General features: G+C 71.0%; 20 protein-coding genes. 12 read left to right on the top strand and 8 right to left on the bottom strand.

The window, feature by feature from the left end; all coding sequences use genetic code 11:
* Nucleotides 1–71: 71 nt before the first annotated feature.
* The 4 genes from ACQP2Y_RS27910 to ACQP2Y_RS27895 form a co-directional block, all read right to left on the bottom strand.
* Nucleotides 72–1,742, bottom strand: a complete 1,671-nt coding sequence (locus tag ACQP2Y_RS27910) for a heparinase II/III domain-containing protein (RefSeq protein WP_433717995.1) — start codon at nucleotides 1,740–1,742, stop codon at nucleotides 72–74.
* 94 nt (nucleotides 1,743–1,836) lie between these two features.
* The gene (locus ACQP2Y_RS27905) at nucleotides 1,837–3,078 is read right to left on the bottom strand and encodes a hypothetical protein (RefSeq protein ID WP_433717994.1); all 1,242 of its coding nucleotides are present in this window, start codon (nucleotides 3,076–3,078) and stop codon (nucleotides 1,837–1,839) included.
* Nucleotides 3,075–3,584, bottom strand: coding sequence for a SigE family RNA polymerase sigma factor (locus ACQP2Y_RS27900; protein WP_433717993.1), 510 nt, complete (start codon nucleotides 3,582–3,584; stop codon nucleotides 3,075–3,077). The genes ACQP2Y_RS27905 and ACQP2Y_RS27900 overlap by 4 nt, the downstream gene beginning before the upstream one ends.
* Nucleotides 3,585–3,649: 65 nt before the next feature.
* Nucleotides 3,650–4,768, bottom strand: coding sequence for an FAD-dependent oxidoreductase (locus ACQP2Y_RS27895; protein ID WP_433732086.1), 1,119 nt, complete (start codon nucleotides 4,766–4,768; stop codon nucleotides 3,650–3,652).
* A 29-nt stretch (nucleotides 4,769–4,797) separates the two neighbouring features.
* Between ACQP2Y_RS27895 and ACQP2Y_RS27890 the strand changes: the two genes are divergently transcribed.
* The gene (locus tag ACQP2Y_RS27890) at nucleotides 4,798–5,538 is read left to right on the top strand and encodes a TetR/AcrR family transcriptional regulator C-terminal domain-containing protein (protein ID WP_433717992.1); all 741 of its coding nucleotides are present in this window, start codon (nucleotides 4,798–4,800) and stop codon (nucleotides 5,536–5,538) included.
* Here ACQP2Y_RS27890 and ACQP2Y_RS27885 read toward each other — a convergent pair.
* Nucleotides 5,510–7,156: a serine/threonine protein kinase gene (locus tag ACQP2Y_RS27885; protein ID WP_433717991.1), complete on the bottom strand. Its 1,647-nt coding sequence runs from the start codon at nucleotides 7,154–7,156 to the stop codon at nucleotides 5,510–5,512. The genes ACQP2Y_RS27890 and ACQP2Y_RS27885 overlap by 29 nt on opposite strands.
* Nucleotides 7,157–7,334: 178 nt before the next feature.
* Between ACQP2Y_RS27885 and ACQP2Y_RS27880 the strand changes: the two genes are divergently transcribed.
* From ACQP2Y_RS27880 to ACQP2Y_RS27850, 7 genes are all read left to right on the top strand, one after another.
* On the top strand, nucleotides 7,335–9,560 hold the full coding sequence (locus ACQP2Y_RS27880) for a putative bifunctional diguanylate cyclase/phosphodiesterase (protein ID WP_433717990.1): 2,226 nt from the start codon (nucleotides 7,335–7,337) through the stop codon (nucleotides 9,558–9,560).
* Nucleotides 9,561–9,635: 75 nt separating this feature from the next.
* The gene (locus ACQP2Y_RS27875) at nucleotides 9,636–10,514 is read left to right on the top strand and encodes an alpha/beta fold hydrolase (protein ID WP_433717989.1); all 879 of its coding nucleotides are present in this window, start codon (nucleotides 9,636–9,638) and stop codon (nucleotides 10,512–10,514) included.
* Nucleotides 10,515–11,256: 742 nt separating this feature from the next.
* A complete protein-coding gene (locus ACQP2Y_RS27870; RefSeq protein WP_433717988.1) occupies nucleotides 11,257–12,513 on the top strand; it encodes a glycosyltransferase in 1,257 nt (418 codons plus the stop codon).
* Complete coding sequence (locus ACQP2Y_RS27865) at nucleotides 12,510–14,081, top strand: ArnT family glycosyltransferase (RefSeq protein WP_433717987.1); 1,572 nt, start codon at nucleotides 12,510–12,512, stop codon at nucleotides 14,079–14,081. Before ACQP2Y_RS27870 ends, ACQP2Y_RS27865 begins: the two co-directional genes overlap by 4 nt.
* Nucleotides 14,078–15,268, top strand: coding sequence for a glycosyltransferase (locus ACQP2Y_RS27860; RefSeq protein ID WP_433717986.1), 1,191 nt, complete (start codon nucleotides 14,078–14,080; stop codon nucleotides 15,266–15,268). The genes ACQP2Y_RS27865 and ACQP2Y_RS27860 overlap by 4 nt, the downstream gene beginning before the upstream one ends.
* Entirely contained in the window at nucleotides 15,265–17,358 is a 2,094-nt protein-coding gene (locus ACQP2Y_RS27855; protein ID WP_433717985.1) for a galactose oxidase-like domain-containing protein, read from the top strand. The genes ACQP2Y_RS27860 and ACQP2Y_RS27855 overlap by 4 nt, the downstream gene beginning before the upstream one ends.
* On the top strand, nucleotides 17,355–17,891 hold the full coding sequence (locus ACQP2Y_RS27850; protein ID WP_433717984.1) for a hypothetical protein: 537 nt from the start codon (nucleotides 17,355–17,357) through the stop codon (nucleotides 17,889–17,891). The genes ACQP2Y_RS27855 and ACQP2Y_RS27850 overlap by 4 nt, the downstream gene beginning before the upstream one ends.
* A 94-nt stretch (nucleotides 17,892–17,985) precedes the next feature.
* Here the strand turns inward: ACQP2Y_RS27850 and ACQP2Y_RS27845 are convergent, their stop codons facing one another.
* Nucleotides 17,986–18,702 carry a hypothetical protein gene (locus ACQP2Y_RS27845; protein WP_433717983.1) on the bottom strand — a complete coding sequence of 239 codons (717 nt, stop codon included), beginning with the start codon at nucleotides 18,700–18,702 and terminating at the stop codon, nucleotides 17,986–17,988.
* Nucleotides 18,703–18,844: 142 nt separating this feature from the next.
* On the opposite strand from ACQP2Y_RS27845, the gene ACQP2Y_RS27840 reads away from it, so the two are divergent.
* The 3 genes from ACQP2Y_RS27840 to ACQP2Y_RS27830 all read left to right on the top strand — a co-directional run bounded on the left by ACQP2Y_RS27840 (nucleotide 18,845) and on the right by ACQP2Y_RS27830 (nucleotide 23,187).
* Nucleotides 18,845–19,945, top strand: a complete 1,101-nt coding sequence (locus ACQP2Y_RS27840; protein ID WP_433717982.1) for a hypothetical protein — start codon at nucleotides 18,845–18,847, stop codon at nucleotides 19,943–19,945.
* A gap of 83 nt (nucleotides 19,946–20,028) precedes the next feature.
* Nucleotides 20,029–21,870 carry a Xaa-Pro dipeptidyl-peptidase gene (locus ACQP2Y_RS27835; protein ID WP_433717981.1) on the top strand — a complete coding sequence of 614 codons (1,842 nt, stop codon included), beginning with the start codon at nucleotides 20,029–20,031 and terminating at the stop codon, nucleotides 21,868–21,870.
* 126 nt (nucleotides 21,871–21,996) lie between these two features.
* Nucleotides 21,997–23,187 carry a serine hydrolase domain-containing protein gene (locus ACQP2Y_RS27830; protein ID WP_433717980.1) on the top strand — a complete coding sequence of 397 codons (1,191 nt, stop codon included), beginning with the start codon at nucleotides 21,997–21,999 and terminating at the stop codon, nucleotides 23,185–23,187.
* On the opposite strand, the gene ACQP2Y_RS27825 is transcribed toward ACQP2Y_RS27830, so the two are convergent.
* Nucleotides 23,167–24,198: a DUF6461 domain-containing protein gene (locus tag ACQP2Y_RS27825; protein WP_433717979.1), complete on the bottom strand. Its 1,032-nt coding sequence runs from the start codon at nucleotides 24,196–24,198 to the stop codon at nucleotides 23,167–23,169. The genes ACQP2Y_RS27830 and ACQP2Y_RS27825 overlap by 21 nt on opposite strands.
* 43 nt (nucleotides 24,199–24,241) lie before the next feature.
* Between ACQP2Y_RS27825 and ACQP2Y_RS27820 the strand changes: the two genes are divergently transcribed.
* Entirely contained in the window at nucleotides 24,242–24,577 is a 336-nt protein-coding gene (locus ACQP2Y_RS27820; RefSeq protein ID WP_433717978.1) for a TraR/DksA family transcriptional regulator, read from the top strand.
* Here the strand turns inward: ACQP2Y_RS27820 and ACQP2Y_RS27815 are convergent.
* Nucleotides 24,571–26,196 (bottom strand): methyl-accepting chemotaxis protein, encoded by a 1,626-nt coding sequence (locus tag ACQP2Y_RS27815; RefSeq protein WP_433717977.1) that lies wholly within the window; start codon nucleotides 26,194–26,196, stop codon nucleotides 24,571–24,573. The genes ACQP2Y_RS27820 and ACQP2Y_RS27815 overlap by 7 nt on opposite strands.
* Nucleotides 26,197–26,273: the final 77 nt, after the last annotated feature.

The raw sequence follows: 26,273 nt of genomic DNA, 5'->3' as shown, positions 1-26,273 counted from the left end.
TGGGAACTCACCATCGCCGACGAATCGCCGGCGGCGCCTCGATCGGCCGCACTTTCACGCGGACGTGACAACTAGCTCACCTTGAAGGTTGTCGAGGAGTTGCCGCCGACGTTGCGGATGACGATCTCGGCTGCCGGCACCTTGACCGACGGAGCGGGAAAGTGCCAGCCGTGCGGTGAATCCGATTCATCGCCCCTGAGGATCGCCGCGATCCGGCCCGTTGTCGAAACCGTCAGGCGTCGGCCCGAAGGATGGGAGAACACCGCCTTCTTGTCGGTGGCCGAGACAATGGTCCACAGGCTGTCGAGGTGCCATACCTGTCGCCAGGACGATCCGGTGGGAAAAGAGTCGGCGACCTCGAAACGGGCGAGGTCGTCCAGCACCCTGATGTCCCGGGTATGTGACATTCCATAGATCCGGTCTTTGACTTTGCACCACGCCGTTGTTGCGTTCTGACCGGCCTCGGTGACCTTTGCGGCCTTTACCCCGGGCGTGCCACCGTCAGGGATGGCGACATTGTGTCCTTCCGGTCCGATGCCGTATCTGTTCAATGCGTTATCGGTGTCGTAAGTGTAAATTCCGGGCCCGACAAGAACGCGGACGCCGCGCGTTGTCCAAGTGACCCCACCGGCCTGGTCATGGTGGCCGTGGGCTGATCGTGCGGGTCCGTACCGCACGGTGTAGTAACTGGTCATCGGGTCGGTCCACGACCAACGGCCGATGATCCATCCGGCCTTGTCGTCGCGGAGGGTGCGGATGCCGGGCACGCTGATCGGCCGGCCTCCGCCCTCATAGGAATCGCCGATCTGGACGATGTTCCCGTCCGGTTCCGTCATCCACCCGAACGCACGGTAGGCATCATCGCCGGCCGACCGCACCAGGTCGGCCGCGGGGCCGGTCAACCGCCGCTCGGCCTGGCGCCACAGGTTGGCGTTGATGCCCTGGTACATCGACGACTGTTCGTTGGTCACCCCCTCGGCCGAGAAGGCGTACGGCACCTCGCTGATCATCCGCCGGGTTGCGGTGGCCCGCCAGTCCGGACGATCGAGCAGAGCCGCCGCCTGTATCAGTCGCAGATTCGCGAACAGACCGTGGTTGTGCACCCGGCGATACGGTGGCCCGTAGTACCGATCGCCGAGCAGGACTCCGGCGTCGGCTTCCATCCCCGGGATCAAGCTCGGTGACCGGCTGATCGCATAGAGGCAGTTCTCCGTCTCCAGCCGGCGCAGCGCCGTGCCCTCGTCCCAGCCGTCGGCGTCACTGCCGGGGTCGGGATTCTGGCGGTGGAACGCAACGGTCTGCGCGACGAGAGCCCTGAGCGCCCTTTTGTTGCCGTCCAGGCCGGCCCGGCGAGCGAGCGGTTTCATCCACAGCAGGCTTTGGAACTTCAGCCGCCAGGACGGATCCGTTGACGGCGGTCGGGCCCATGAGGTTGCCGGAATATCGCCCACGGTGAACGAGGGTGCTCCAGGAATGGTCACCACCAGTCGCGAACCCCGGGTCAGTTCATCGGCCGGCGCTCCGCAGTCGGCGCCCGCATCGGACCGATCGACGGCCGGCGTCGATGACGGGCCGGTGGTTCTCACCGGCGGCGGAATCGCCGACAAAGGACCGCCGGGCAATTCGTTCCACACGATTATCGGGGGCGGATGGAAGCCTTGAGCATCCCCCGCTACGGCAAGGACGATACCGGGAAGAAGCAGCGCGGTGAATGAACAAATCAGTATCTTCAGTTTCCGCATATGTTCAGGACGCTCGGCCCGAACATTGTGATGCACGTTCAGAGGTGCGAATTAAAATATACGGGTGGGGCCGCGATCGGCGACCCCACCCGTATTACTCCGCGTCCTCGAACAGCATCATCCGGGCGCCCTGACCGGTGTTGCAGTTGACCGGCGGCTTGTCCCCGCCCCAGACGAAGGCGTCCTGGCCGGCGGTGGCACAGCTCGGAGATCGACCGGTCCCGGTTCGCGTGCTGCCCCAGCGGCCCGTGACCGGGTTCAGGACGATCTGGTCCACGCGCTTCGTCCAGATCAGAAGCCGGCCCCCGGTGTCGGTGGGTACCAACCGCGCGCCGCCGGGGTCGGACACCGGCGGCAGCGCGCGGCGCCCGGACCCGTCCAGCTCCTGGACGAACCAGCCGGAGATCTCACGCATCGTGCCACGCGGGGCCGACGGCTCGGCGACCTCCGTCCGGCCGAGGCAGAACGTGGGCGCGCACCGCAGCGAGACCGTGTCGGGCAGCGCGGTGACCGTACGCTCTTCCCCGGTGACGAGATTACGGAGCAGCCGTGACACTGTCCCGCTGCTCCGGCCGGCGGGCCGGCCGGTCAGCTCGGCCCAGGCGGTGCCGTGGGTGCCGAGGCGCTGCAACTCTGCCGGCGTCGTCATGACGCCGTCGGACAACGAGACGCGGGTGACTCCGCCGGTGCGGGCCGACCAGTACACCGCTTCGTCCGTGGCGTACCAGTCGCGGGCGAGCAGGTAGCTGGTCTGTACCGTAACCACGAGTTGCCGTTCCCCGCCGGTCACCGGCGCGCGGTAGACCGAGAAGAACTCCTCGCCGTGATTGCGCACCTGCCACACCAGCCAGTTCGGCGTGATGAGGACCTCGTTGGCGGTGTCGTTGCCACCGTATCCGGTGACGAGCGTCTTGAACGTCTTGTCGCGCACGTTGTAGGAGTAGAACGACACCGGGTCCCTGACCAGCACGCGGTCGGCGTCCAGACGCCCCACCACACTGGCCTTCTTACCCGTCGGGGAGGTGACCGGCGGCTCGTCGATGATGGCCCGCGGCCACACCGACGCGATCTGGGGCCCGTCGTCGAACGAGGCGGGCACCAGCAGCGCCGGCTGCCCGGCCGTCTGATCCGGGGCGGCGCGCCGCCCCGGCCACGGACCGATCGCGGCGCCCACGGCGACCGCCACGAGGACCAGCACGACCGCCGCGCTCCCGGCCCGGCGGCGGCGACGTCGCCGCCGGTGGCCTGCCTCCACCCGCTCCAGCAGATCCGGCGGCGGGGCCGGTGCCGCGGCGGCATACGTCTCGAGCATCTCGCGCACGTTGACATCGCTCATCGCAGGGCCTCCGACAGGTCGCTGAACTTCGCGGCCCGCAGCTTGTCCAGGCCCCGTTTGGCCTGGCTGCGGATGGTGGCGCTGGACACGCCCAGCGTCGTGGCGATCTCCTGGTCGCTCAGTCGCTCGTAGAACCGCAGGACCAGCACCGCCCGCTGACGGGGCGGCAGAGCAGCGAGGGCGGTCCAGAGCTGCTCGGCGTGCCCGGCCACGTCGACCTGGGCGAGACCCGGATCCGGGACGGCCGCGTCGGGAACGTGGGCGGTCAGCCACTCGCGGCGCCTGCGTCGCCACGCGCTGACATGCAGACGGGCCATCGTGGTACGGACGTACCCGGTGGGATCATCGCGTCGCACCACCCTGGCCCAGTGACTGCGCAACCTGATCAGGGCGTCCTGGACCAGATCGTCCGCATCGTGGTGATTACCGCTGAGGATGTAGCCGTAGCGGTAGAGGGCAGCCGTGCGGAGGCGGACGAAGTCCGCGAATGCTTGTTCCTCTGTCATGCGTCCCCTTTCCCGACCCGGACGCTCGAGCGGGCGAAAGTGTTGCACGCCCGTCCTCCTGAGTTTCAGCTGTCGACGGCCGCCGCCTCCCTCGGCCGGGGCGTGAAGAAGCGGACGATGTCCTGCGCCGCGGTGGGGGAGAGCATCATCGCCTGGACCCGTGCGGACATCTCGGCGATCGGCTGCGTCCGGGCGAACATCGCCTCCTCGTACGCCCGGACGGCCGGGTCCGGGTCGGCGGCGAGCCGGCCCGCGAGTTCGGCGGCGTCGAGCATGGCCTGGTTGGCGCCCTCGCCGACGGGTGGCATGAGATGCGCGGCATCGCCGATGAGGGTGAGGCCCGGCCGGCCGGCCCAGCGCGTACCCGTGGGCATCGCCTCGATCAGGCGCGGCACCGGCGCGCTGTCGCCGGCTTCGATGAGGGCGGTGAGCCGCGCGTCCCAGTCGCCGAAGATCTCCAGCAGAGCACGCTTGCTGCCGTACGTGTCGATCGGGCGATCCCCGGCGGGCAGCGTGATCCCGACCCGCAGACCGCCGTCGCCGAGTCGTTGCGCGGCCAGGATCTGGTTGACGCCGACGCACCACAGGTTTCCCGGGCCGACGAGCTCCGCGAGCTCGGGGTGGCGCCGGTCGACCTCGCTGATGTGCAGCTCCACGAGGGTGGCCACCGGGGACAGCCGCACGTCGGTCAGCAGTGGCCGGACCACTGAGCGCGCGCCGTCCGCGCCGACGAGGATGTCGCAGCCGATCACCTGACCGCCAGGGAACGTCAGCTCCCAGCCTCCGCCGGGTCGCGGGGCCGCCGCGACGAGCCGGTGCCGCCAGACAACCGTGTCGTCGGGGAGGGAATCGAGCAGGAGGTCACGAAGTGCGCCCCGGTCGATCTCGGGCCGTCCGGAGAACGAGCCGGGTTGCGGGACGTGGTGGACCAGGATCCTTCCCGCCGGATCGACGATGCGATGCTCCTCGCCCTCGGGCCGCGCCTGCGTCCGGAAACTGCCGGCCAGACCCGCGTCGGCCAGTGCCCGCTGGCCGGACTCGGGGTGCAGGTCGAGCGAGCCGCCCTGCCCCCGCGCGGATCGGCTCGCCTCCCGCTCGTACACCACCGCGTCGAGGCCGTGCTGATGCAGGATCCGGGCCAGAGTCAGCCCGCCGAGTCCGCCACCCGCGATCGCGATGCGCATGTCCACGTCCTTACCGTACGCTGTACCTCATGGATACACCGTACGGTAGCGGGCCCGCGCCGGTTTGGGAACGGCCGGAACCTCGGCCCCGGGCGGCACCGGTGCCGTTGAGCCGCGACAAGATCGCTGCTGTGGCGATCCGGCTCGCCGACGCGCACGGCCTCGACGGCCTGTCGGTGCGCAAGATCGCCACCGAGCTCGGCGTCGGGCCGATGCGCCTCTACGACTACGTGAGCAACCGGTCCGAGCTGCTCGATCTGATGGTCGACGTCGTCTACGCCGGGATCGCCGAGGTCACCCCGCACTCCGAGTGGCGCGCCACGGTGCTGGCCGTTACCCACGCGACGCGGAAGGCCGCCCTCGACCACGAGTGGTTCGCCGACCTGCTCGGCGGAAGGCCGCACCTGGGACCGCACGCGCTCGCCGTGGGGGAAGCGACCGCGGCGGCGCTGAGCCGGGCCCCCGGCGTGCGAAGCATCGACGACCTCCAGCGGGCTCTGGGGGCCCTCAACTCCTTCGTCATCGGAGCGGTCCGCCGGGAGGTCACCGAGCGGCGCACCGCCCGGGCCACCGGCACCGATGAGGCTGCCTGGCAGGCCGGCCTCGGCCCCTACCTCACCCGCATGCTGGAGACCGGCCGGTATCCCACCGTCGCCCGGCTCGTCATCGACGGCGCCCACCTCGATGCCGAGGAGACCTTCGACCACAACCTGACCACGGTCCTGGACGGCATCACCGGCCTCAGAGCGGACCCCGGTCGACGAAGCTGAAGGTGGTGTCCGTCTCCGCGTCGCCCAGAAACTCCAGGTAGACCTGGGGCTTGCGGGTGCGCCACTGCAGCGTGCCGTGCGCGTCGTTGTAGATCGTGTACGTCGGGCGGCCCTTGTCGTCCTTCTTGCCCGTCTCCGAGATGTTGAACAGCGTCGCCTTCGTGGCCGCGCACTCGGTGGCGACCAGCTCGGCGGACTCGCCCGGGATCACCTTGGCGCCGAGGCAGGGCGGCTCGCCGTCGGTCGGCTTCTGCGACTGGATCAGGTAGTCGACGCCCATCGGGACCAGGGCGAACAGGGAGTCCTTGCCGGTGCCGCCGGAGGTCACGACCTCGTCGGGGAAGGGCATGGCGAGGTCGCGGTCGATCTCCACGAAGTGGATCAGGATGCGCCGCTCGCCGGCCAGGATGGTGGCCGGGCCGGCCGGTGTCGGGCTGGGGGAGACCCTCGGCGGGGACGATCCCGGGCCGCCGGCCGGGGAGGCGTCGGCTCCCGGTGACTGCACCGCCTCGTTGTCCGGCGGGGTCGCGATCCAGTGGGCCAGGACCAGGCCCCCGCCGGCGAGCACGGCGAACGCCGCCAGGCCGGCGAGCACGGCCCGGCCGCGGCGGCGCGGCGGCCGCGTCGCGACGTCACCGCCGGGGCCGTACGGCTGCACCGCACCGCCCGGGCCGAAGAGCGTGCCGGACCGGGCCGGCGTCGATCCGGCCGGGCCGTGGTCCGGCCGAGGCTCGGCCGCGGCCATCGCCGTGACCATGTCGTCGGGGACCGGGCGGGCCGGCAGTGTCGCGGCCGGCTGGCCGGTGGCGAGCAGCAGGTCGAGCAGCTCCCGGGCGGTCGGCCGGTCGGCCGGCTCCTTGGCCAGGGTCCGGGCGACGATCCGGCGCAGCGTCGGGGGCAGCCCGGTGAGGTCCGGCTGCTGGGTCAGGATGCGCATCGCGGTGGCCGGGGCCGAGTCGCCCTGGAAGGGCGTGCGGCCGGTGGCCGCGAAGGTGACCACCGCGCCCCAGGCGAAGATGTCGGCGGCCGGGCTCAGCCGCAGGCCGGGATGCTCGTCGAAGCGTTCCGGCGCCATGTAGGCGACGGTGCCGACCATCTGATCGGTACGCGTGTGCTGGCTGGTCGCCTCCAGCGGGCGGGCGATGCCGAAGTCGATCACCTTGAGCCCGCCCAGCGCGAACAGCACGTTGCCCGGCTTGAGGTCGCGGTGGATGACCCCGGCACCGTGGATGGCGGTCAGCGCGGTGGCGATGCCGACCGCGGCGCTGTGCAGGGCGGCCGGGGAGAGCGGGCCGTTCTCGCGGACGACGTCGGTCAGCGCCGGCCCGTCGACGTACTCGACCACCAGGTACGGCGGCTCGTGGTCGAGGTCGGCGCCGAGCACCTCGGCCGTGCAGAACGGCGGCACCTGCCGGGCCCGGTTGACCTCGCTGCGGAACCGGCCGAGGAACTCCTCGTCGCGGATGAACTCGGCGCGCACCACCTTGACGGCGACCAGCCGGCCCTGCGGCGAGCGCCCCAGGAAGACCGTGCCCATGCCGCCGGCGCCGAGGCGGCCGAGCAGCTCGTACTCGCCGAGGTGGGCCGGGTCGCCCGGGCGCAGGGGCTGACTCGACAAAGGTCCTTCTCCCCACGCTTCATGACACGCCGATGGCACACTATCGCGCGTCCACCGGCCCGACATCCCCGGCCGGGGATGTCGGGCCGGGCGTGCAGGACTGCTGCCCCGGCGGCCGCCCGGAGGCCGGGAAGGCCGGGAACCTCAGGTCGGGCCCGGGCCGACCGATTGACGGGGAGTGCTGACGGGACGCGTCGACCGCTGGTGGTCGCTCTGGATGGGCGCGGGAACCCTCGTGTGCCTGGCTTATCCGCTGGTGCCCTCCGACGCCGCGCAGGGAGTGATCTCCTGGGTGGTCGGCCTCGCGGCGCTGCTGGTCACGATCGCCGGGATCCGGCGCAACCGGCCCGCCGCGGCCCGCTGCTGGTACGTCGTGCTGGCCAGCCTGGTGCTGTGGGTGCTGGGTGACATCGCGTTCTCGGTGAGTCGCCTGGTGCTGCCCGCGTTGCCGTTCCCGTCGTGGGCCGACGCCTTTTATCTCAGCGCGTACGTGCCGCTCATCGCCGGTCTCTACGGCCTGGCCCGCAGCCACCGCCAGCGCCCGCTGGCGGGCCTGGTCGACACGCTGATCATCGCGGCCGGCCTCGGCCTGGTCTACTGGATCTTCGTGATCGACCCGATCCTGGCCGATCCGGCCACGCCGCTGCTCGCCCGGCTCGCCACGGTCGGCTACCCGACCGCCAGCGTGCTGATGATCGCCGTGGTGGCCCGGCTGGCGACCCGGGCCGCCCACCCCACGCCCAGCCACTGGCTGCTGATCATCGGCAGTGTGGCGACGCTGGCCTCCAACGTCATCCTCACGCTGCTGCCGGGGGTGGTGCCGGGCGCCGGCGACGTGATCTACGTCGGGTTCCTCATCGCCTATGTCTACTGGGCCGGCGCGGCGCTGCACCCGTCGGTGAGCGCGCCGCCGGTCCGTGAGCTCGCGGAACGCTTCGGCAGGGGCCGGCTCGCGGTGCTCACCTGCGCGACTCTGATCGTCCCGGCGGTGCTCTTCGTCCAGGGCAGCAGCGGGCACCGGCCGGTCAGCTGGCTGGCCATCGGGCTCGGCGCCGTGCTGCTGTTCCTGCTCGTGCTGCTGCGGATGTCGGGCTTCGTGGCCCAGGTGCAGAGCCAGGCCGCGCAGCTCGAGGTGCTGGCCATGCACGACGAGCTGACCGGGCTGGCCAACCGGCGCCTGTTCGAGCAGCGGGTCCGCGAGGCCCTGGCGACCGGTTCCCCGCAGGTGGCGATGCTGGACCTGACCGGCTTCAAGGCGGTCAACGACCGCCTCGGCCACACCGTCGGCGATCGGCTGCTGATCGCCGTGGCCGGCCGGCTGGTGGCCGGTCTGCGCCCGGGTGACCTGGTGGCCCGGATGGGCGGGGACGAGTTCGCCGTACTGGCGCCGGACGCCACGGACGCCGAGGGCGACGCGCTCGTGGAGCGGGTCTGCGCCGCGCTGCGGGTCCCGGTGCAGGCCGGCGAGCACGAGCTGCTCATCGGCGCCGGTGTCGGCGTCGCGGGCGCGGCCGGCACCGGCGACCCGATGGAGCTGCTGCGCCGTGCCGACGTCGCGATGTACGCGGCCAAGGCCGGCGGTGACCGCCAGCGCCGCTACGCCCCCTGCCTCGACGACGAGGCCGGTGCGGAGGCGCGGCTCGGGGCGGAGATGCGTACGGCGCTCGACACCGGCCAGTTCCGCCTCGTCTACCAGCCCATCGTGTCGCTGCCCGACGCCCGCATCGTCGCCGTCGAAGCCCTCATCCGCTGGCACCACCCCGAGCGTGGCCTGGTCAACCCGGTGGACTTCATCCCCGTGGCCGAGCAGAACGGCCTCATCGTCGAGCTCGGTGCCTGGATCCTCACCACCGCCTGCGCCCAGGCCGTCACGTGGCAGCACACCCATGGCGCCGTCGCGCCGAGCCGGGTCAGCGTCAACGTCTCGGCCCGCCAGCTCGCCGAGCCCGGCTTCGCCGACTTCGTCGCCCACACGCTCGCCAGCACCGGCCTGCCCGCCCACCACCTCATCGTCGAGGTGACCGAGACCGCGGTCTTCGGCGGCGGGCAGAGTGTGCAGACCGTCAAGGACCTGCACCAGCTCGGCGTACGCATCGCCCTCGACGACTTCGGCACCGGCCACTCCTCCCTCGGCCTGCTGCAGACCGTGCCCGTCGACACCCTCAAAGTCGACAAGAGCTTCGTCGACACCATCACCATGGCCGGCCGGCACGCGGTCATCGCCACCGCCCTCATCCAGGTCGCCGACGGCCTCGGCCTCACCGCCGTCGCCGAAGGCGTGGAGACCGCCGAGCAGGCCGCCGAGCTGCACCGCCTGGGCTACCGGCTGGCCCAGGGCTACCACTTCGGCCGGCCCGTGGCCCAGCCCGACTTCCACGGCCTGCCTAGCGTGGTGGCCGGGTAGCAGCGGGGTCCCGCTTCATCCATCATCGTCAGTGCCGGGTGCGTCCGCGCCGGGCGGCGACGAGAGGACCCCACCGTGCCCGACGTGCAGGCCAACGGCATCGAGCTGTACCACGAGACCCTCGGCGACCCGGCCGGCCCGCCCCTGCTGCTGGTCATGGGGCTGGGCGCGCAGCTGATCGACTGGCCGCAGGAGTTCTGCGAGCAGCTCGCCGGCCGGGGCTTCTTCGTGGTCCGCTTCGACAACCGTGACTCCGGGTTGTCGGCGAGCCGGCCCGAGTGGGGGGTGCCCGACGTGCGGGCGATCGTGGCGGGAGACCGCTCGACGGTGCCGTACCTGCTCGCGGACCTGGCCCGGGACGCGGCCGGGCTGCTGGACGCCCTCGGTCTGCGGCGGGCGCACGTCGTCGGCGCCTCCATGGGCGGCATGATCGCCCAGCAGCTCACGATCGACCATCCGGAGCGGGTGGCCAGCCTCTGCTCCATCATGTCCACGACCGGGGAGAGGTCGGTGGGCCGGGCGACGCCGGAGGCCGCGGCGGTCCTGGGCCGGCCGCCGGCGCGCGACCGGGCCACCGCGGTGGCTGCCGCTGTCTCGGCGGCACGGATCGTCGGGTCGCCGGGCTTCCCCGCCCCGGAGGACGAGCTGCTGCGCCGGGCGGAGGCCAAGTACGACCGGGCCTACAACCCGCTGGGCACGCTGCGGCAGTACGCCGCGATCATCGCCTCGCCGGACCGGACCGCCGGGCTGCGTGGGGTGACCGCACCCACTGTGGTCGTGCACGGTGCCGACGACCCGCTGATCACCGTCACCGGTGGCGAGGCGACCGCCGACGCTGTGCCGGGGGCCGAACTGGTCGTCATCGACGGCATGGGACACGACCTGCCCCGCGCATTGTGGCCCCGCATCATCGACGCGATCGCGGCCAACGCGCTTCGGGCCGCCGTGCACTGAGGCCGGAGTTGTCAACCAGCCGTCGTTCCATTAACGACCGTTGAGGCGCGGCGCATTCCGGAATGGCACCGTGGGCGCACCGTGATCATGTCATTACCCGGTGGCGTCGAGCGAGCGGTTCCGACCTGAAGCACGCTGGAAACATTTGCGTCGTCAATGGTTTGCCCGCGGTTGGTGCCCCGGCCCGGGGAAGGGTCGCCCCGGACGTGGCGGGCACCGGTTGCGACCTGCCAATTCTTGTCCGCGAATGGCTATTCGCGCGCGGCCCGGAAAGCCATTCCTCACCCCTTGTTCAACTGGCGTCCACCGGTGGCGGTCCCGGATGCTGGGCGCTGAGCCGCAGGTGGGAACGCTTCCAGTCAAACGAGACGTGGATCTCAGCAGACCAGGAAACGGCCCCACCCCGGTCGCCCGTTCGGTGGAGACGTGTAGTACCTTCGTACTTCCGGCAGCGACGGACGTCTCCGCACGGCTGCTGTCGAGGCCCGATTCGGCTGATACCTCGCGTATCCCGTAATGTCAGATCGGGGCTTGAAATCAGCGCCGTGATCATGCCATTCCCGGGCCATTAATGAAGGCGATGTTTCGCGCACCCGCCATTTTCGGCAACGATCCGGATGCGGCTGTGAAAAAACTGTCCGGTGACTTGAAATCACCTTGGTGCCGCGGGCTATTGTTTGCCCGCTGGTGGGGGTGGGGCCCACCACATTCCGAAAGGCAACGGGTTTTGGCTGCCGCCGTCATGATTGTGGTTTCGTTGGTGCTCGCGGGCTTCGCCGCGGTGACTCTCTGGTGGACGATGCACGCCTGGCGCACGCCGGAGACGCTCGCATCGACCCGGTTCGCCGCGCCGGACGGGGAACACCGGCTGACGTTCAGCCTGCTGGTGCCCGCGCGGCACGAGCAGGCAGTGCTGGAGCACACCGTCCAGCGCCTGCTCGAGTCCACACACGAGGGCTTCGAGATCATCGTGATCGTCGGGCACGACGACCCGGAGACCGCCGAGGTGGCCCACCGCGTGGCCGCCACCGCGCCCGGGCGCATCCTCGTGGTGACCGACACCAACGAGCAGAAGAACAAGCCGCGCGCGCTCAACACCGCGCTGCCGTACTGCCGCGGCGACGTGGTCGGGGTCTTCGACGCCGAGGACCAGGTGCACCCGCAGCTGCTGGAGCACGTCGACCACGCGTTCCGGTCCACCGACGCCGACGTGGTGCAGGGCGGCGTGCAGCTGATCAACTTCCACTCCAGCTGGTACAGCCTGCACAACTGCCTGGAGTACTTCTTCTGGTTCCGCAGCCGGCTGCACCTGCACGCCCGCAAGGGCTTCATCCCGCTCGGCGGCAACACCGTCTTCGTGCGAACCGACGTGCTGCGCGCGGCCAACGGCTGGGACGGCACCTGCCTCGCCGAGGACTGCGACCTGGGCGTGCGGCTGTCCAGCCGGGGCGCCAAGGTCGTGGTCGCGTACGACTCGGCGATCGTGACCAAGGAGGAGACCCCGGGCACGCTGACGTCGCTGCTCAAGCAGCGCACCCGGTGGAACCAGGGCTTCCTGCAGGTGTACCGCAAGGGGGAGTGGCGGCGGCTGCCGGAGTTCGGCCAGCGGATGCTCGCGCGCTACACCCTGACCCAGCCGTTCCTGCAGGCCTTCTCGGGCATCGTCATCCCGATCGGCATCGCCATCGCGATCTGGGCCCAGCTGCCGGTCTTCGTCGCGCTGATCACCTTCGTGCCGGTCATCCCGATGGCCGCCAACCTCGTCTTCCAGACGGTCGGTCTGCGCGACTTCGGCCTCCAGTACGGCCTGCGCACCCGCTGGCACCACTACGCCCGGCTGATCCTCGGCGCCTTCCCGTACGCACTGGTGCTGGCGGTGGCAGCGCTGCGGGCGGTCTGGCGTGAGTACACCGGCAAGCGCAACTGGGAACTGACCGCGCACACCGGCGCGCACCTGACCAACCAGCCCGTCAAGGCCGAGAGTGGTGTCGCCGCATGAGCATCGCCGAAGCGCCGACCCAGGTCATCATCCTGCCCGACGTACCCGTGCAGCCGGAGCCCCGGCCCGCGCCGGTCCGGCGCTCGCGCACCGACCTGTACGTGGTCGGCGGGCTGGCGGCCGTGGTCCTGTTCTTCATGGCCTGGAACATCACCGGCTTCCCGACCGCCACCGACGACGAGGGCACCTACCTCGCCCAGGCGTGGGCGGTGCAGAACGGCCAGGGCCTGGCCCACTACACGTACTGGTACGACCACCCGCCGCTGGCCTGGATCCAGCTCGCCGGCCTGGCCTGGCTGCCGGCCCTGCTCTTCCCGGACCTGATCGCCGTGGCCGCCGGCCGGATCGCCATGCTGCCGGTCGTCGCGGCCAGCCTGGTCCTGGTCTACGTGATCAGCCGGCGGCTGAACTTCTCCCGCTGGGCTGCCGCGCTCGCGCTGCTCACTTTCGGGCTGTCCCCGCTGTCCATCACCATGAACAGGCAGATCTACCTGGACAGCTTCGCCGTCGCCTGGATGCTCGCCGCGCTGGCCCTGGCCCTGTCGCCGCGCAAGCACCTGTGGCACTACGCGGCCGCCGGGGCCGCGACCGCGGTGTCGGTGCTGTCCAAGGAGACGATGCTGCTCACCGCCCCAGCGGTGCTGGTGGCGATGTGGCAGAACGCCGCGAAGACGTCCACCCGGCCGTGGGCCTTCGGCGGTTACACCAGCGGCATCGTGCTGGTCGGCGTCTTCTACCCGCTCTACGCTCTGCTGCGCGGTGAGCTGTTCCCCGGCGAGGGGCACGTCTCGCTCATCGGCGCCTGGCAGTTCCAGCTCATGTCGCGGTCGGGCTCCGGCACGGTCTTCGACGAGGGTTCCGGCTCGCACTCGCTGATCACCTCGTGGCTCTACTACGACACGGTGATCCTGGCCGCCGGGCTCGTGGCCACGGTGATCGCACTGGCCGTACGGCGGCTGCGGGCGCCCGCGATCGCCGCGACCATCCTGGCGCTGGTCGCCCTGCGCCCCGGCGGCTACCTGCCGGCCATGTACGTGGTGCAGATCCTGCCGTTCTTCGCCATCGTCATCGCCGGCGTGACCGACGAGGGCGTACGGCTGCTCAAGCCGCAGCGGTCCTGGTGGCGCTGGGCGATCCTCGGCGTGGCGGCGGTGACGGCCCTGACCCTTGTGCTGCCCCGCTGGTACGTCGGCGACCGCCGCGCCCTGACCACCGACGACAACGCCCAGTACGTGGCCGCGGCGACCTACCTGCGCGACGACCTGCCGGACGCCGGACGGGCCACCATCGTGGTCGACGACGTGCTGTGGATCGACTGCGTGGACGCCGGTTTCCAGCGCGAGAAGGTCATCTGGTTCTACAAGCTCGACCTCGACACCGCGGTCGCCGCGACGCTGCCCGACGGCTGGCGCGATGTCGACTACATCGTGTCCACCCCGGCCCTGCGCCAGGACCCCGGCTCCCTGCCCACGGTGACCAAGCTGCTCACGAACTCCACGCCGATCGCGACGTTCGGTCCCGAGGACGGACGCATCGAGATCCGCCGGATCGACAAGGAGAAGCCATGACACTCACTGCCGGAGGACGTTCGACGGGCCGGGTCCGGATGATGACCGGCGCGATCGGCGAGGTGCAGGTGGCGACGTCGCTGCGGCAGACCGTCGTCATCCCCACCTTCAACGAGCGGGAGAACATCGCCGCCCTGCTGGAACGGCTCGTCGCGGTGCTGCCGGAGAGCGACACCGAGATCGTCTTCGTGGACGACAGCACCGACGACACCCCCGACGTGATCCGGGCCGCCGCGCACACCTGCCCGATCCCGATCACCGTGCACCACCGCGAGCACAGCACCGGCGGCCTCGGCGGCGCGGTCGTCGAGGGCATGCGGCTGGCCCGGGGCGCCTGGATCGTGGTCATGGACGCCGACCTGCAGCACCCGCCGGAGATCGTGCCGGACCTGATCGCGGCGGGTCTGCGCGACGGCGCCGACCTGGTGATCGGCACCCGGTACGCGGGCGGCGGCACCACCGACGGCCTCTCCGACGGCTACCGCAAGCTCATCTCCGGCGGCTCCACCCTGGCCACCAAATTGATCTTCCGTAACTCGCTGCTCCAGGTCAGCGACCCGATGAGCGGGCTGTTCGCGGTGCGCACCAGCTCGCTGCAGGTCGACGAGCTACGGCCGCTGGGCTACAAGGTGCTGCTGGAGCTGGTGGTCCGCAACCGGCCCGGCCGCATCGTCGAGGTGCCGTACACGTTCCAGCAGCGGCACGCGGGCGAGTCCAAGTCGACGATGGCCGAGGGTGTCCGCTTCCTCAAGCACCTGGCCATCCTGCGCTTCGGCGCGGAACGCACCCGGATGCTGGCCTTCGCCCTGATCGGGGTGTCCGGCCTGCTGCCCAACCAGCTCGCGCTGTGGTTCCTGGCCCACGTGGCCGGGGTGCACTACCTGGCGGCCGCTGTGGTGGCCAACCTGATCGCGGTCGGCTGGAACTTCGCCCTGACCGACACCCTGCTCTACCGCAACCGCCGGCACCGCAGCCTGGCGAGCCGGCTCACCCGCTTCTTCCTGATGGGCAACGCCGACCTGCTGCTGCGGATCCCGCTGCTGGCCCTGCTCGTCGACGGTGTGCACGTCGGCGTGCTCGTGGCCAACCTGATGACGCTCGTGACGTCCTTCGTCGTGCGCTTCCTCATCCTCGACAAGGTCATCTACCGGGCCAAGCCCAGGGCCACCGCTTTGGAGAACGCATGAACCGTCGCCCCCTGCCCCTGCTGAGCCGGCGTGACCGGGTCCGGATAGCCCAGGTCGTCATCGTGACGCTGGTGCTCGTGCTGGCCGTGCCCGGCAAGTCCTTCGCCGGTGCCAACCTGCTGAGCAACCCCGGCCTGGAGGTCGTCGACTCCACCGGCTTCCCGGTCTGCTGGGAGCAGTCCGGCTGGGGTGACAGCACCCACACGTACGAGGTGACCCACACCGCGCCGCACAGTGGCGCGAACGCCATGAAGGTCACCGTCTCGGCCATCACCAGCGGCGACCGCAAGGCGCTGATGCTGGAGAACCCGTCCTGCGCGCCGAACGTCACGCCGGGCCACCAGTACGACGTCTCGACCTGGTACAAGACCACCACGCCGAACACGGTCATGACCATGTTCCGGCACGACGTGGCCCAGGGCTGGGTCTACTGGACCGACCTCGCCACCCTGACCACCAGCACCACCTGGAAGCAGAAGACGGTCCGTACCCCGCCGGTGCCGGCCAACACCGACCAGGTCGTCTGGGGCGTGACCATCTACGGCGTCGGCACGCTGCAGACCGACGACTACGCGATGGTGGACGCCACCCAGGCCGCGCCCGGCACCTCGTGCAGCGCGGGTCCCGCCTGCACGGCCGGCGCCTGGCAGGTCATGCCGTTCAACTCGCCGGTCCGCGGCATCCACGCCGTGGTGCTCAAGAACGGCAACGTGCTGCTGGTGGCCGGCTCCGGCAACGACCCGGCCGCCTTCGCCGCCGGCACCTTCAAGACCGCGGTCTACAACCCGCGCAACGGTACGTTCGCCAACGTGCCGACTCCGGCCGACCTGTTCTGCTCCGGCCACGTCCAGCTGGCCGACGGCCGGGTGCTGATCATGGGCGGCAACAAGGACTACCCGGCCGCCGACGGCAGCCACGGCTACAAGGGCCTGAAGGACTCGTACATCTTCGACCCGGACACCATGGCGTACACCAAGGTCAACGACATGACCGCCGGCTCCTGGTACCCGTCGGCCACGGTCCTGGGCAACGGCGACGTCATCTCGCTCGGCGGCCTCGGCGAGGACTCCGGCGGCACCGTCGCGACGCAGTACTTCAAGAACAGCGAGCAGCGCTGGCTCGGGCTCAACGAGGCCAACCAGACCTGGAGCTTCTGGGGCCTGTACCCGTCGATGGTGCTGATGCAGGACGGCCGGCTGTTCTACACCGGCAGCCACGTCTTCGGCAACGGCCTGCCCGGCACCGGCTCCTCGATCTACGACTACAACGCCAACACCATCACCCCCGTCACCGGCCTGCAGCGCAAGGACGAGCGGGACCAGTCGATGAGCGTGCTGCTGCCCCCGGCCCAGGACCAGCGGGTGCTGACCATCGGCGGCGGCAACATCGACAGCAACCCGGACGCCAACCGGCTCACCGACCTGATCGACCTCAAGCAGGCCACCCCGGTCTACAAGCCCGGTCCGCTGCTGCCCAGCGGCAAGCTGACCGGCGGGGTCGCGCAGACGGCCGCGCAGGGCAAGATGTACGTCTCGGCGGTGCTGCTGCCCGACGGCAAGGTCTTCGAGACCGGCGGCGCGCTGCACAACCGGGCCGACCCGGTGTACGAGGCGTCCATGTTCAACCCGGCCACCAACACCTTCACCCCGGGCATGGCCACCGACCCGGTGCCGCGCGGCTACCACTCGTCGGCGTTCCTGCTGCCGGACGGGCGCGTCATGTCCGTCGGCGACAACCCCGGCGACGGTACGTTCGACATGCGCGTCTCGGTCTACTCCCCGCCGTACCTGTTCAAGGGCGGGCGACCGCAGATCCTGAGCATGGCCGGGGCGCAGTGGCCGTACGGCACCACCAAGCAGATCACCGTGGACGGCCCGATCCTCAAGGCCTCGCTGATCCGCCCGGAGGCCGTGACCCACTCCAGCGACCCCAACCAGCGCTACGTCGACCTGCCGATGACCGTCACCGGCAACACGATCGGCCTCAACCTGACGAGCAACCCCAACCTGGCCCCGCCTGGCTGGTACATGCTCTACGTGGTCGGCACCAACGGCGTCCCGTCGGTCGCCCAGTGGGTGCAGGTCAAGTGACGCGCGTCCGCCGCAGCGTGCTGGCGCTGGCCGTACTCGGGGTGCTCGGCGTCGTGGCCGCCGGGATCTGGCTGGTCGCGGCGCCGGGGCAGCAGGACGCTGCCCCGGTGGCCGCGCCGGCCCCCCGGCCGACCGACAGCAGCTGGCCCGGCCTCGCCGCCGGACCGTCCGTCGCGACGTCGGTGCCGCCGGCCGCGGACACCCCCGCGGTGCCGTCGTCACCGGACGCTCCGGCCGGCGGCCCGGCCGAGCCGGTGGCCGAGCCGTTCGTGCAGAACTACGCGGGCCAGCCGGGCGTCAAGCCGCTCAAGCCCCTGCCGTCCCCGACCAGGACGCATTTCGTACGGCCGAACGTGGACGGCTGCGACCACAACTACGGCGAGGTCACCCAGTGCGTCCCGTGGACGTTCCCGCCGGGCACGACGGACAAGTGCACCTGGCTGGCCGAGCACGGCTTCAAGAAGCTGAAGGTGGCCGCCGAGGACCGGCAGAAGCTGGACACCGACGGCAACAAGATCGCGTGCGACAACTGACCGGCCGCCATCCGGTCAGCCCGCCATCACCCGGCGGTGCACGGCGGTGACGGCAGCACGGGCCGAGACAAACGACCCGTGCTGCCAAGCCACCTCATGACTCGAAGAGCGTCAGTTCGAGCAGGTCCGGCTCGACGGCCAGCCGGTGCGCGGTCTGGTGCATCCAGTGCAGGTAGACGGCATAGCGGTACGGACTCCAGGCGCGGGACCGGCCCTTGGAGGTGACCAGGTACGGCATCTTCGTCAGCCGGTGCACGGTGGTGGCCAGCCGGTGGTCCAGGATCAGGGCGCCCGGGGTGGTGAAGTAGAGGAACTTGGTGAAGAACGCCGGGCCGTACCCGGTCAGCCGGCCCCACGCCTCATCGCCTGCCTGAGCGCGCTTCTTGGGGTCGTAGCCGCCGTACAGGATCGCGTAGGCGGCGATCGGATCCTGCGCCGACGCTGCGCGCTTCAATGCCCGTTCGAGGTTCGTTCCGGCCAGCTCCAGGATGCTGCGGCAGCGGGTGGGGCCGTACCCGCGCTTGCCGCTGCCCCAGACGAAGCTCGCGATGAAGACATCGACCACCGAGCCCCGGGCCGCGATGTCGAAGACCTCGCCGCGGGAGATCTTCCCCGCCTGGGCGACGGTCATGCCGTCGATCAGCCCGGCCCAGTTCGCGGGAGCGAACGCGATCGACTGGCCGCGCCAGCCATCGTCGCCCAGGCTTGTCCGCTTGGTGGCGACCTGAGCAGCCAGCTGCCGCAGATCGGCTTCGCTCAGAGCATGGTCGGCGGCCTCGCGGCGGGCTTCCTGATCGTGTTCGTAGGTCACCTGAGGAACTCTGGCATCCCGGCGTGCGGTCCGGCACGAGGCGGTTCGGCCAGAAGATCGTGGCGGTTTACTACCGTGTCGAACCGATACACCGGGGTGACGAGCCGGTCCCCGAGTGCCTGACCGAGAATCGGAAGTGATCATGAGTACTCTGCCGGACCTCCGCGCGGACGTGGGATGGGCGGCACCGCCCACCGAACTGGAGTGGGCGGGGATCGAGCAGGCCATCGGTCTGCGCTACCCGGCCGAGTTCCGGGAGCTGTGCTCGCTGTTCCCGCCGGGCGTGTTCCAGAGCTTTCTCAAGGTCCTGCATCCGTCCGCCGAATCGGATCCGGCCGCGTACGCCGCCGAGGTGGGCGGATACGCCGCCCTGCTTCGTGACGACGCCCAGGAGAAGGGTTTCCCGTATCCCCTCTATCCCGCTCCGGACGGGGTCGTTCCGTGGGCGACGATCGGGTTCGACTACGTCATCTGCTGGCTGCCCGAGGGCGACACGCCGGACGCGTGGCCGGTCGTCGTCTGTGAGAGCCGGCTCATCGAATGGCAGGTGACCGGCCTGAGCACCGCTGAGTTCATGCGTGCGATCACCACGGTCCCGTCGGGAGTTCCGATGCTGGCCTATGTCGCCGAGGCTCGCCAGCCACCGACCTTCGTCGCGTTCAAGCCCGCTGGAGGCCCGTCCTCCTACGCTTCCGCCACCCAGGCGCGGCCGCGCGCCGGCTATTGGCTGGAGGGTGAGGTGCGCACGCCGCTGGCCGAGCCGGTGAACGCGGTCGCCGATCTCGCCGCCGTGGTAGCGCCGGGGCCGAAGTCGACCGTCGACCGTGTCGCTGTGCTGACCCGGATAGGCCGGGGGGTGCCGCCGGACTTCTTCCGTCTTGTCGACACGCTGGGCGCAGTGTCGGTCGGGCCGGCGACCGTGTCCGCGCCGGACGGCTCCGCCACCGACTTCTTCGCGCAGCTGAAGCAACTCGGCGACCGGGTGGCCGAGCTGCGCGCCGCCGGCGCCGGGCCGATCGGCACCATCCACCCCGAGTCCGGCGGCCTGATCACCTGGGGCCGGTTGCGTGGCGGCGGCTACCTGTGCTGGCTGCCGGCATCCGGCAAACCGAAGGAATGGCCGGTTGTGATCCTCGACGAGAGTCTGCGCTTCTCCGTCACCTACTACATGTCCGCGTCGCGTTTCCTGCTCGAACTGGCGACGCGCCCGGAACGGGTTGCGCTTCCCCCGACGGTTCACTGACACCATCAGCCGCCCCCCAGGCATCGATCAAAGACGATAGGGTCGGGCCGGTATCTGGTTCCGAGTGCCGGAGGCGTGCGTCGATGCGATCCGTCCGATTCCTGGTTCGTGCCCTGGCCGCCGGCTCCGCCCTGCTCACAGTGGTCGCCGGGGCCAGTGTCGCGCAGGCCGCGCCCGTCGTCGGCACCGAGCCGATCCATGACTACACCCAGGCCGTGCGTGAGCGGGTGTGGGTGCAGACCACGGTGGACAGTGACGCCGACGGGCAGCCCGACCGGGTCGCCGTACGGATCATCCGGCCGCGGACCGAGCGCCGCGTCCCCGTCATCTTCCAGGCCAGTCCGTACTACGCCGGGCTCAACGACGTACCGAATCATGACGACATCGACCGGGACGGCGCCGGCGCGCGCCGCAGTGGGGTGACCGGCGCCGACCGGGCGGCCGAGACCGTGACCTTCGCCGGCTACCTGGACAACTATTTCGTGCCGCGCGGTTACGCCGTTGCCTTCGCCGACAGTCTCGGCAGTGGCGGGTCGGACGGGTGTCCCACCTCCGGCGGGCGCAACGAGACGCTCGGTATGAAGGCCGTCGTCGACTGGCTCAACGGGCGGGCCGCCGCGTTCGACGAGGCCGGCGCGCCCGTACGGGCCGGGTGGTCGACCGGGCGCACCGGCATGATCGGGGTGTCCTACAACGGCACGCTGCCCAACGCCGTCGCCGCCACCGGGGTGCGGGGGCTGGAGACGATCGTGCCCATCGCCGCCATCTCCAGCTGGTACGACTACTACCGGGCCAACGGTGGGGTCGTGGCTCCCGGCGGGTTCCAGGGTGAGGACACCGACGTGCTGGCCAAGGCGGTGCTCACCCGTGAGCATCCCGAGGTCTGCGCCGACGTCATGGCCGCGATCGAACGCGACCAGGACCGGGTCACCGGCGACTACAACCGTTTCTGGGCCGAGCGGGACTACCTGCGCGACGTCGACAAGGTGCGCGCCAGCGTGCTGCTCGTGCACGGGCTGCACGACGACAACGTGCGGACCTCGCAGGCCGGGCAGTGGTGGGACGCGCTCGCCAAGCGGCACGTGCCGCGCAAGATCTGGCTGCACCAGGCCGCGCACACCGACCCGTTCAACGTCCGGCGGGCCGAGTGGCTCAGCACGCTGCACCGCTGGTTCGACTACTGGCTCTACCGGATCGACACCGGCATCATGCGCGAGCCGATGGCCGACGTCGAGGTCGCGCCGACCGTCTGGCGTACCGCCCGGTCCTGGCCCGTGCCGGGCACCCGGCCGACCGCCATGTTCCCGGGCCCGGGCGGCACGCTGAGCCGCACGCCGTCCGGCTTCGGCACCCGCGAGTCGTTCGTCGACGATCCCGCGCAGACCGCCGAGCAGCTGGCCGACGACGAGTTCACCGCCGACCCGAACAGGCTGGCCTACCTGTCCGAGCCGCTGGCCCGCGAGACCCGGCTCTCCGGCACGCCGAAGGTCACCATCCGGGCCGACGTGGACGGCCCGTCGCCGTACCTCACCGCGCTGCTGGTCGACTACGGTCCCGCCGACCGTTTCGCCGGGCTGCGGTCGCTGCCGGTGCAGGACTGCGTCGGCCCCGGCATCCCGGAGGATCCGGGCTGCTTCAACCGCCGGGAGTACGTGACCACGCGCACCGACTCGGAGATCGTCACCCGGGGCTGGCTCGACGTGCGCAACCGGCTCTCCGCCGCGCGCAGCACGCCGGTGCGCGCCGGCAGGACCTACACCTTCAGCTGGAACCTGCAGACCCAGGACCACGTGTTCGCGGCCGGGCACCGGATCGGCCTCGTGCTGATCTCCACCGAACGCGACCACACACTGCGCTACCCGGCCGGCACCACGGTCGGCGTCCGGCTGGGCGTGTCCCGGTTGGTGCTCCCGCTGTCCCGCTGAGCCGGCCCAGGACAGGCCGGGAAAAAGTCATCCGATCGGGCCGAACGATTCGCCGATCCACTCCGTAGTCATGTCCGAGGCGTTACGTAACGCGTACGCACCGTCGATCGGACAGCGGGGGCTGTTATGACCAGTGTCATCGACCAGCATCACCTTCAGCCGAGTTCTTCCTGGTGGGAGCGCCAGGGCGACCTGATCATGCGGCGGCCGTTCAACGAGTGGACCTTCACCCACATGAACTGGCTGCTGCCCACCGAGCGGGTGGCCCGGGGCCCGGTGCACCGGCCGCTGCCGGGCCGGTCCCGCCCGCTCGACGTGACGTACACCTTCGGCGGCGCCGAGCTGAGCCTCGCCGACCTGCACCGCCGGACCTTCACCACCGCCTTCGTCGTGCTGCACCGCGGCGAGCTCGTGCACGAGTCGTACCCCGGTGTCTTCGCCGGTCCGCGGGCCCGCTTCCAGCTCTTCTCCCTGTCCAAGTCGCTGACCTCGATGCTGGTCGGCATCGCCCTGGCCGACGGCGCGATCGGCGCCCTGACCGACCGGGTGATCGACTACCGGCCCGACTTCGCCGGTACGGCCTACGAGTCCGCCACCCTCGCCGACCTGCTCGCGATGAGCAGCGGCGTCGGCGACATCGAGCAGTGGGACGTGCCCGGCACCGACATCAAGCGCTTCGAGGAGGCCTGCCTGGGCCGCGGCAGCGTCGAGGACGTGCTGCGGTCGGCCCGGCGCACCGGGGCGCCGGGGGAGCGGTTCAACTACTCCACCCTCGACGCGCAGCTCATCGGCTGGGTGCTCGAGGCCGCCACCGGCAAGTCCCTGGCCCGGTACGCCGCCGACCGGCTGTGGAGCCGGATCGGCGCCGACCGCGACGCCTACTACTGGCTCTCCCGCTCCCGGCCGCGTACGGCGATCGGCGGCGGCTCGTTCAACGCGACCGCGCGGGACGTGGCCCGGCTCGGGCTGCTGATGGCCCACGACGGTGTCCTGGACGGCGAGCAGATCGTCCCCCGCGACTGGGTGGCCCGCAGCGGAGTCCGCGACGTGGCGCACCTGGCGATCGGCGCGCTCGGCCCGAGCGGCTACGACCACTACGGCTACGCCAACCAGTGGTGGACGCTGGACGGCGGCGCGTTCACCGGGCTGGGCGTGCACGGGCAGTACCTGTTCGTCGACCCGGCGGCCGACGTGGTGATCGTCAAGTGCAGCGCCTGGCCGACCGAGGACGACGCGGAGCGGGACGCGGAGACCGTCGCCGCGCTGCGCGCGATCACCGCCCGGCTTAGCGGGCGGTCAGCGAGCCTGGTCGCCTAGGGCGGCGAGGACCGCGGTGCGGGCCTGCTCGTCGGCCAGACCGGGCAGGCCCGACCCGTACGGCTTCAGCGCGGCGAGCAGGGCCACGCGGGGGTCCGGGTCCCGTACGCCACGCAGGGCGGCGAGGAACCAGGGGAACGCGGAGTCACGCCCCGCCCGTCGGCCGGCAGCCAGCCACTCGCGCACCTGCTTGCCCAGCGGCGAGTCCGGTGTCATCGGGTCGCCGGATGCGATGGCCGGCAGGAGCCCGGGGGTGTCCGCGAGGCCCAGGACTGTTGCCTGCCGGCGTACCTCCGCGACCGCGACCGACCGCTGCAGCTGCGGCGCGGCGGCCTCCGCGGCGGTGACCAGCTCCGCGGCGTACGGGGTCCGCCGGCCGGCGCGCAGCAGGTCTCCGGCGGTGGCCGGGGTGACGAACCAGGGCTCCAGCTCGGCCGAGATCCGGGCGGCTGACAGGGGCTGGTCCGGGAGCCGGGCGCCGGTGATCCGCTGGGCCAGCACGATCGCCCGGGCCTCGGCGTCCGGCCAGGTGGGCTCGTACTCGTCGGTCGGCGCCCGCAGGCCCAGCGCGTCCATCAGGTGGCGCAGCATGCCCGGGTCGGCGCCCCAGACCGTCTCCTCGGCCGGGTAGCCGGGGTCGAAGCCGATGATCGTGGTGCCGTCGACCGCGTAGCCGAAGTGCGCGGCGGCGTCGTCGTGGCGCAGCACCGAGACCGCCGCGCTGCCCCGCGAGGCCACCTCCAGCAGGCCGTGGTCGGCACCGAGGATCCCGCCGGGCTCGATGACCACGGACCAGGCGCCGAGCTCCAGGGCCACGGCGACCTCGGGGGATCCGGCCTCGGCGGACTGCCGCTGACCGGTCACCTCCGCGGTCGTGCGTTCGCGGATGGTGTCCGGGCATCCGCCCAGCCGGCGCAGGGCCGTCGCGGCGTCGGCGTCCTTGACGTAGGTCAGGCAGAACGTCGGCCCGAGCTGGTCGCGGAGCACCCGGGCGTGCGCGAGGTCATCCACAGCAGTGCAGCTTAGGCCCGGTCATGGAACGTATCGTCGGGGGATGGACCGCGACGACACCCTGCGACACCTGCGGGCCGAGGCCCGGGCCCAGGTGGAGCGGCTCGACCAGGAGCTGCTCGAGCTCTTCGCGGCCTCCCGCAGCTCGAACGCCGACGACGAGCACGACCCGGAGGGCAGCACCATCGCCTTCGAGCGGGCGCAGCTCACCGCCCTGCTCGCCGCGGGCCGGCGTCGCATCGCCGATCTCGACGACGCGCTGGACCGGTCGGCGGCCGGCACCTACGGCGGCTGTGAACGCTGCGGCCGGCCGATCCCGGCCGAGCGGCTCGCCGCCCGGCCGTTCGCCACCACCTGCGTGGCCTGCGCGGATCAGTAGCGGAAGGTGGCGACCAGGCTGCTCAGCTCGGTCGACATCCGGGCCATCTCCGCGGTCGCCTGCTGCGTCTCGGAGACACCCTGACTCGTGAGCCGGGCGGCTTCGGCGACGCCGGTGATGTTCTGGGCGATCTCACCGCTGCCGGTGGCCGCCTCGGCCACGCTGCGGTTCATCTCCGCGGTCGTGGCCGTCTGCTCCTCCACAGCCGAGGCGATGGTCGTCTGGAATTCACTGATCCGTGAGATCACCGCACTGATCTCCTCGATGGCCAGCACGGCGCCGCTGGTGTCGGACTGGATCGCCTGCACCCGCCGGGAGATGTCCTCGGTCGCGCGGGCCGTCTCCTGGGCCAGGTCCTTGACCTCGGAGGCGACCACGGCGAAGCCCTTGCCCATCTCACCCGCGCGGGCCGCCTCGATGGTGGCGTTGAGGGCGAGCAGGTTGGTCTGCTCGGCGATCGAGGTGATGACCTTGATGACGTTGCCGATCTCGGCCGAGGATTCGCCGAGCTTGCCCATGGTGGCCGAGGTCGCCGCAGTGACGCTGACGGCTTCCTCGGCGACCCGGGCGGCCTCGGTGGCGTTCTGGGAGATCTCCCGGATCGACGCGCCCATCTCCTCGCTGCCGGCCGATACCGTGTCGACACTGCGCGAGACCTGCTCGGCCGCGGCTGAGACCGCCTGGGCCTGGGCCGAGGCCTCCTCCGCCGAGGCGGCGATCTGCGTCGCTGTGCCGGTCATCTGCTCCGACGCGCTGGCCAGGGACGCCGCGGAGCCGTCGATCGTGGTCACCGTCTGGCGCAGCCGGCCCACGGCGGCGTCGAGCGCCCGGCCCATCTGGCCCGGCTCGTCGCGGGACGTGAGCCCGCTGGTCCGGGTCAGGTCCCCGGCGGCGAGGGCGTCACAGACGGCCTTGACCTTGGTCAGCGCCTGCACGATGCGGCGGGCGACCAGCGCGCCCAGGGCCAGGGCGAGCAGCACCCCGATGATCAGCGTGAGGATCGCGGTCGTCCGGCTGGACTCGTAGCCCGACTTGGCCGCGGCGGCGTTGCGGGCCGCGTCGTCGACCTCGGCCTGGTCCAGCGTGCTCACGTCAGCGAAGAGCGAGGTGAGCAACGGCAGCGTCTTGGTGTCGCGCAGCTTGGACCACGTCACGAAGTCGTTCTTGGCCCCGGTCGGGAGCATCTCCTCCTGCGCGATCTTGATGTACGCGTTCCACGTCGTCTGCACCTTCTCCGTGACCGCCGGATCACCGGCCGGCCCGCTGGCCCGGTACGCCGCCATCGCGGTGCTGAACAGGTCCAGATCCTTCATGAACGCCTGGGTGAACTTGGTGACCGAGGCGGCGTCCGGTGACAGGGCCTGGTTCGCGAGGTCGGAGCGGGCCTGGGTCGCCGCCGCCCGGAGGTCCCCCACGGCATTGATGCTCGCCACGTTGCTGGTGTAGATGAGCTGCGCGGAGTTGCTCGCCTCGCTGAGCGACCGGATGCCGTTGATGCCGACGATCAGAGCCACGAGGGCGGCGACGGCCACGGCCGACAGCACCTTCAGGTTGACGCTGAGGTCGGCGAACGACCGCCGTCCGCGGGCAGGCTGGGTCGGGGCGATCACCGTGGTCATGCCCTCACTATCACCACCGGGGGGCGGTGTGCGGGCCGACTTGGAGATTTTGCCGGGCAGTGGAAGATGCATCCCGT

Source organism: Actinoplanes sp. CA-051413 (genome assembly GCF_050955795.1).
Classification (GTDB): Bacteria; Actinomycetota; Actinomycetes; order Mycobacteriales; family Micromonosporaceae; genus Actinoplanes.
Note: the sequence above shows the minus strand (reverse complement) of the source record. Positions and strands in the feature narration are given on the sequence as shown.

Excerpts from the sequence above, each read along its gene's own strand:
- ACQP2Y_RS27910 (WP_433717995.1), bottom strand. The coding sequence starts at position 1,742 with ATGCGGAAACTGAAGATACTGATTTGTTCATTCACCGCGCTGCTTCTT.
- ACQP2Y_RS27905 (WP_433717994.1), bottom strand. The coding sequence starts at position 3,078 with ATGAGCGATGTCAACGTGCGCGAGATGCTCGAGACGTATGCCGCCGCG.
- ACQP2Y_RS27900 (WP_433717993.1), bottom strand. The coding sequence starts at position 3,584 with ATGACAGAGGAACAAGCATTCGCGGACTTCGTCCGCCTCCGCACGGCT.
- ACQP2Y_RS27895 (WP_433732086.1), bottom strand. The coding sequence starts at position 4,768 with ATGCGCATCGCGATCGCGGGTGGCGGACTCGGCGGGCTGACTCTGGCC.
- ACQP2Y_RS27890 (WP_433717992.1), top strand. The coding sequence starts at position 4,798 with ATGGATACACCGTACGGTAGCGGGCCCGCGCCGGTTTGGGAACGGCCG.
- ACQP2Y_RS27870 (WP_433717988.1), top strand. The coding sequence starts at position 11,257 with ATGATTGTGGTTTCGTTGGTGCTCGCGGGCTTCGCCGCGGTGACTCTC.
- ACQP2Y_RS27865 (WP_433717987.1), top strand. The coding sequence starts at position 12,510 with ATGAGCATCGCCGAAGCGCCGACCCAGGTCATCATCCTGCCCGACGTA.
- ACQP2Y_RS27860 (WP_433717986.1), top strand. The coding sequence starts at position 14,078 with ATGACACTCACTGCCGGAGGACGTTCGACGGGCCGGGTCCGGATGATG.
- ACQP2Y_RS27855 (WP_433717985.1), top strand. The coding sequence starts at position 15,265 with ATGAACCGTCGCCCCCTGCCCCTGCTGAGCCGGCGTGACCGGGTCCGG.
- ACQP2Y_RS27840 (WP_433717982.1), top strand. The coding sequence starts at position 18,845 with ATGAGTACTCTGCCGGACCTCCGCGCGGACGTGGGATGGGCGGCACCG.
- ACQP2Y_RS27835 (WP_433717981.1), top strand. The coding sequence starts at position 20,029 with ATGCGATCCGTCCGATTCCTGGTTCGTGCCCTGGCCGCCGGCTCCGCC.
- ACQP2Y_RS27830 (WP_433717980.1), top strand. The coding sequence starts at position 21,997 with ATGACCAGTGTCATCGACCAGCATCACCTTCAGCCGAGTTCTTCCTGG.
- ACQP2Y_RS27820 (WP_433717978.1), top strand. The coding sequence starts at position 24,242 with ATGGACCGCGACGACACCCTGCGACACCTGCGGGCCGAGGCCCGGGCC.
- ACQP2Y_RS27815 (WP_433717977.1), bottom strand. The coding sequence starts at position 26,196 with ATGACCACGGTGATCGCCCCGACCCAGCCTGCCCGCGGACGGCGGTCG.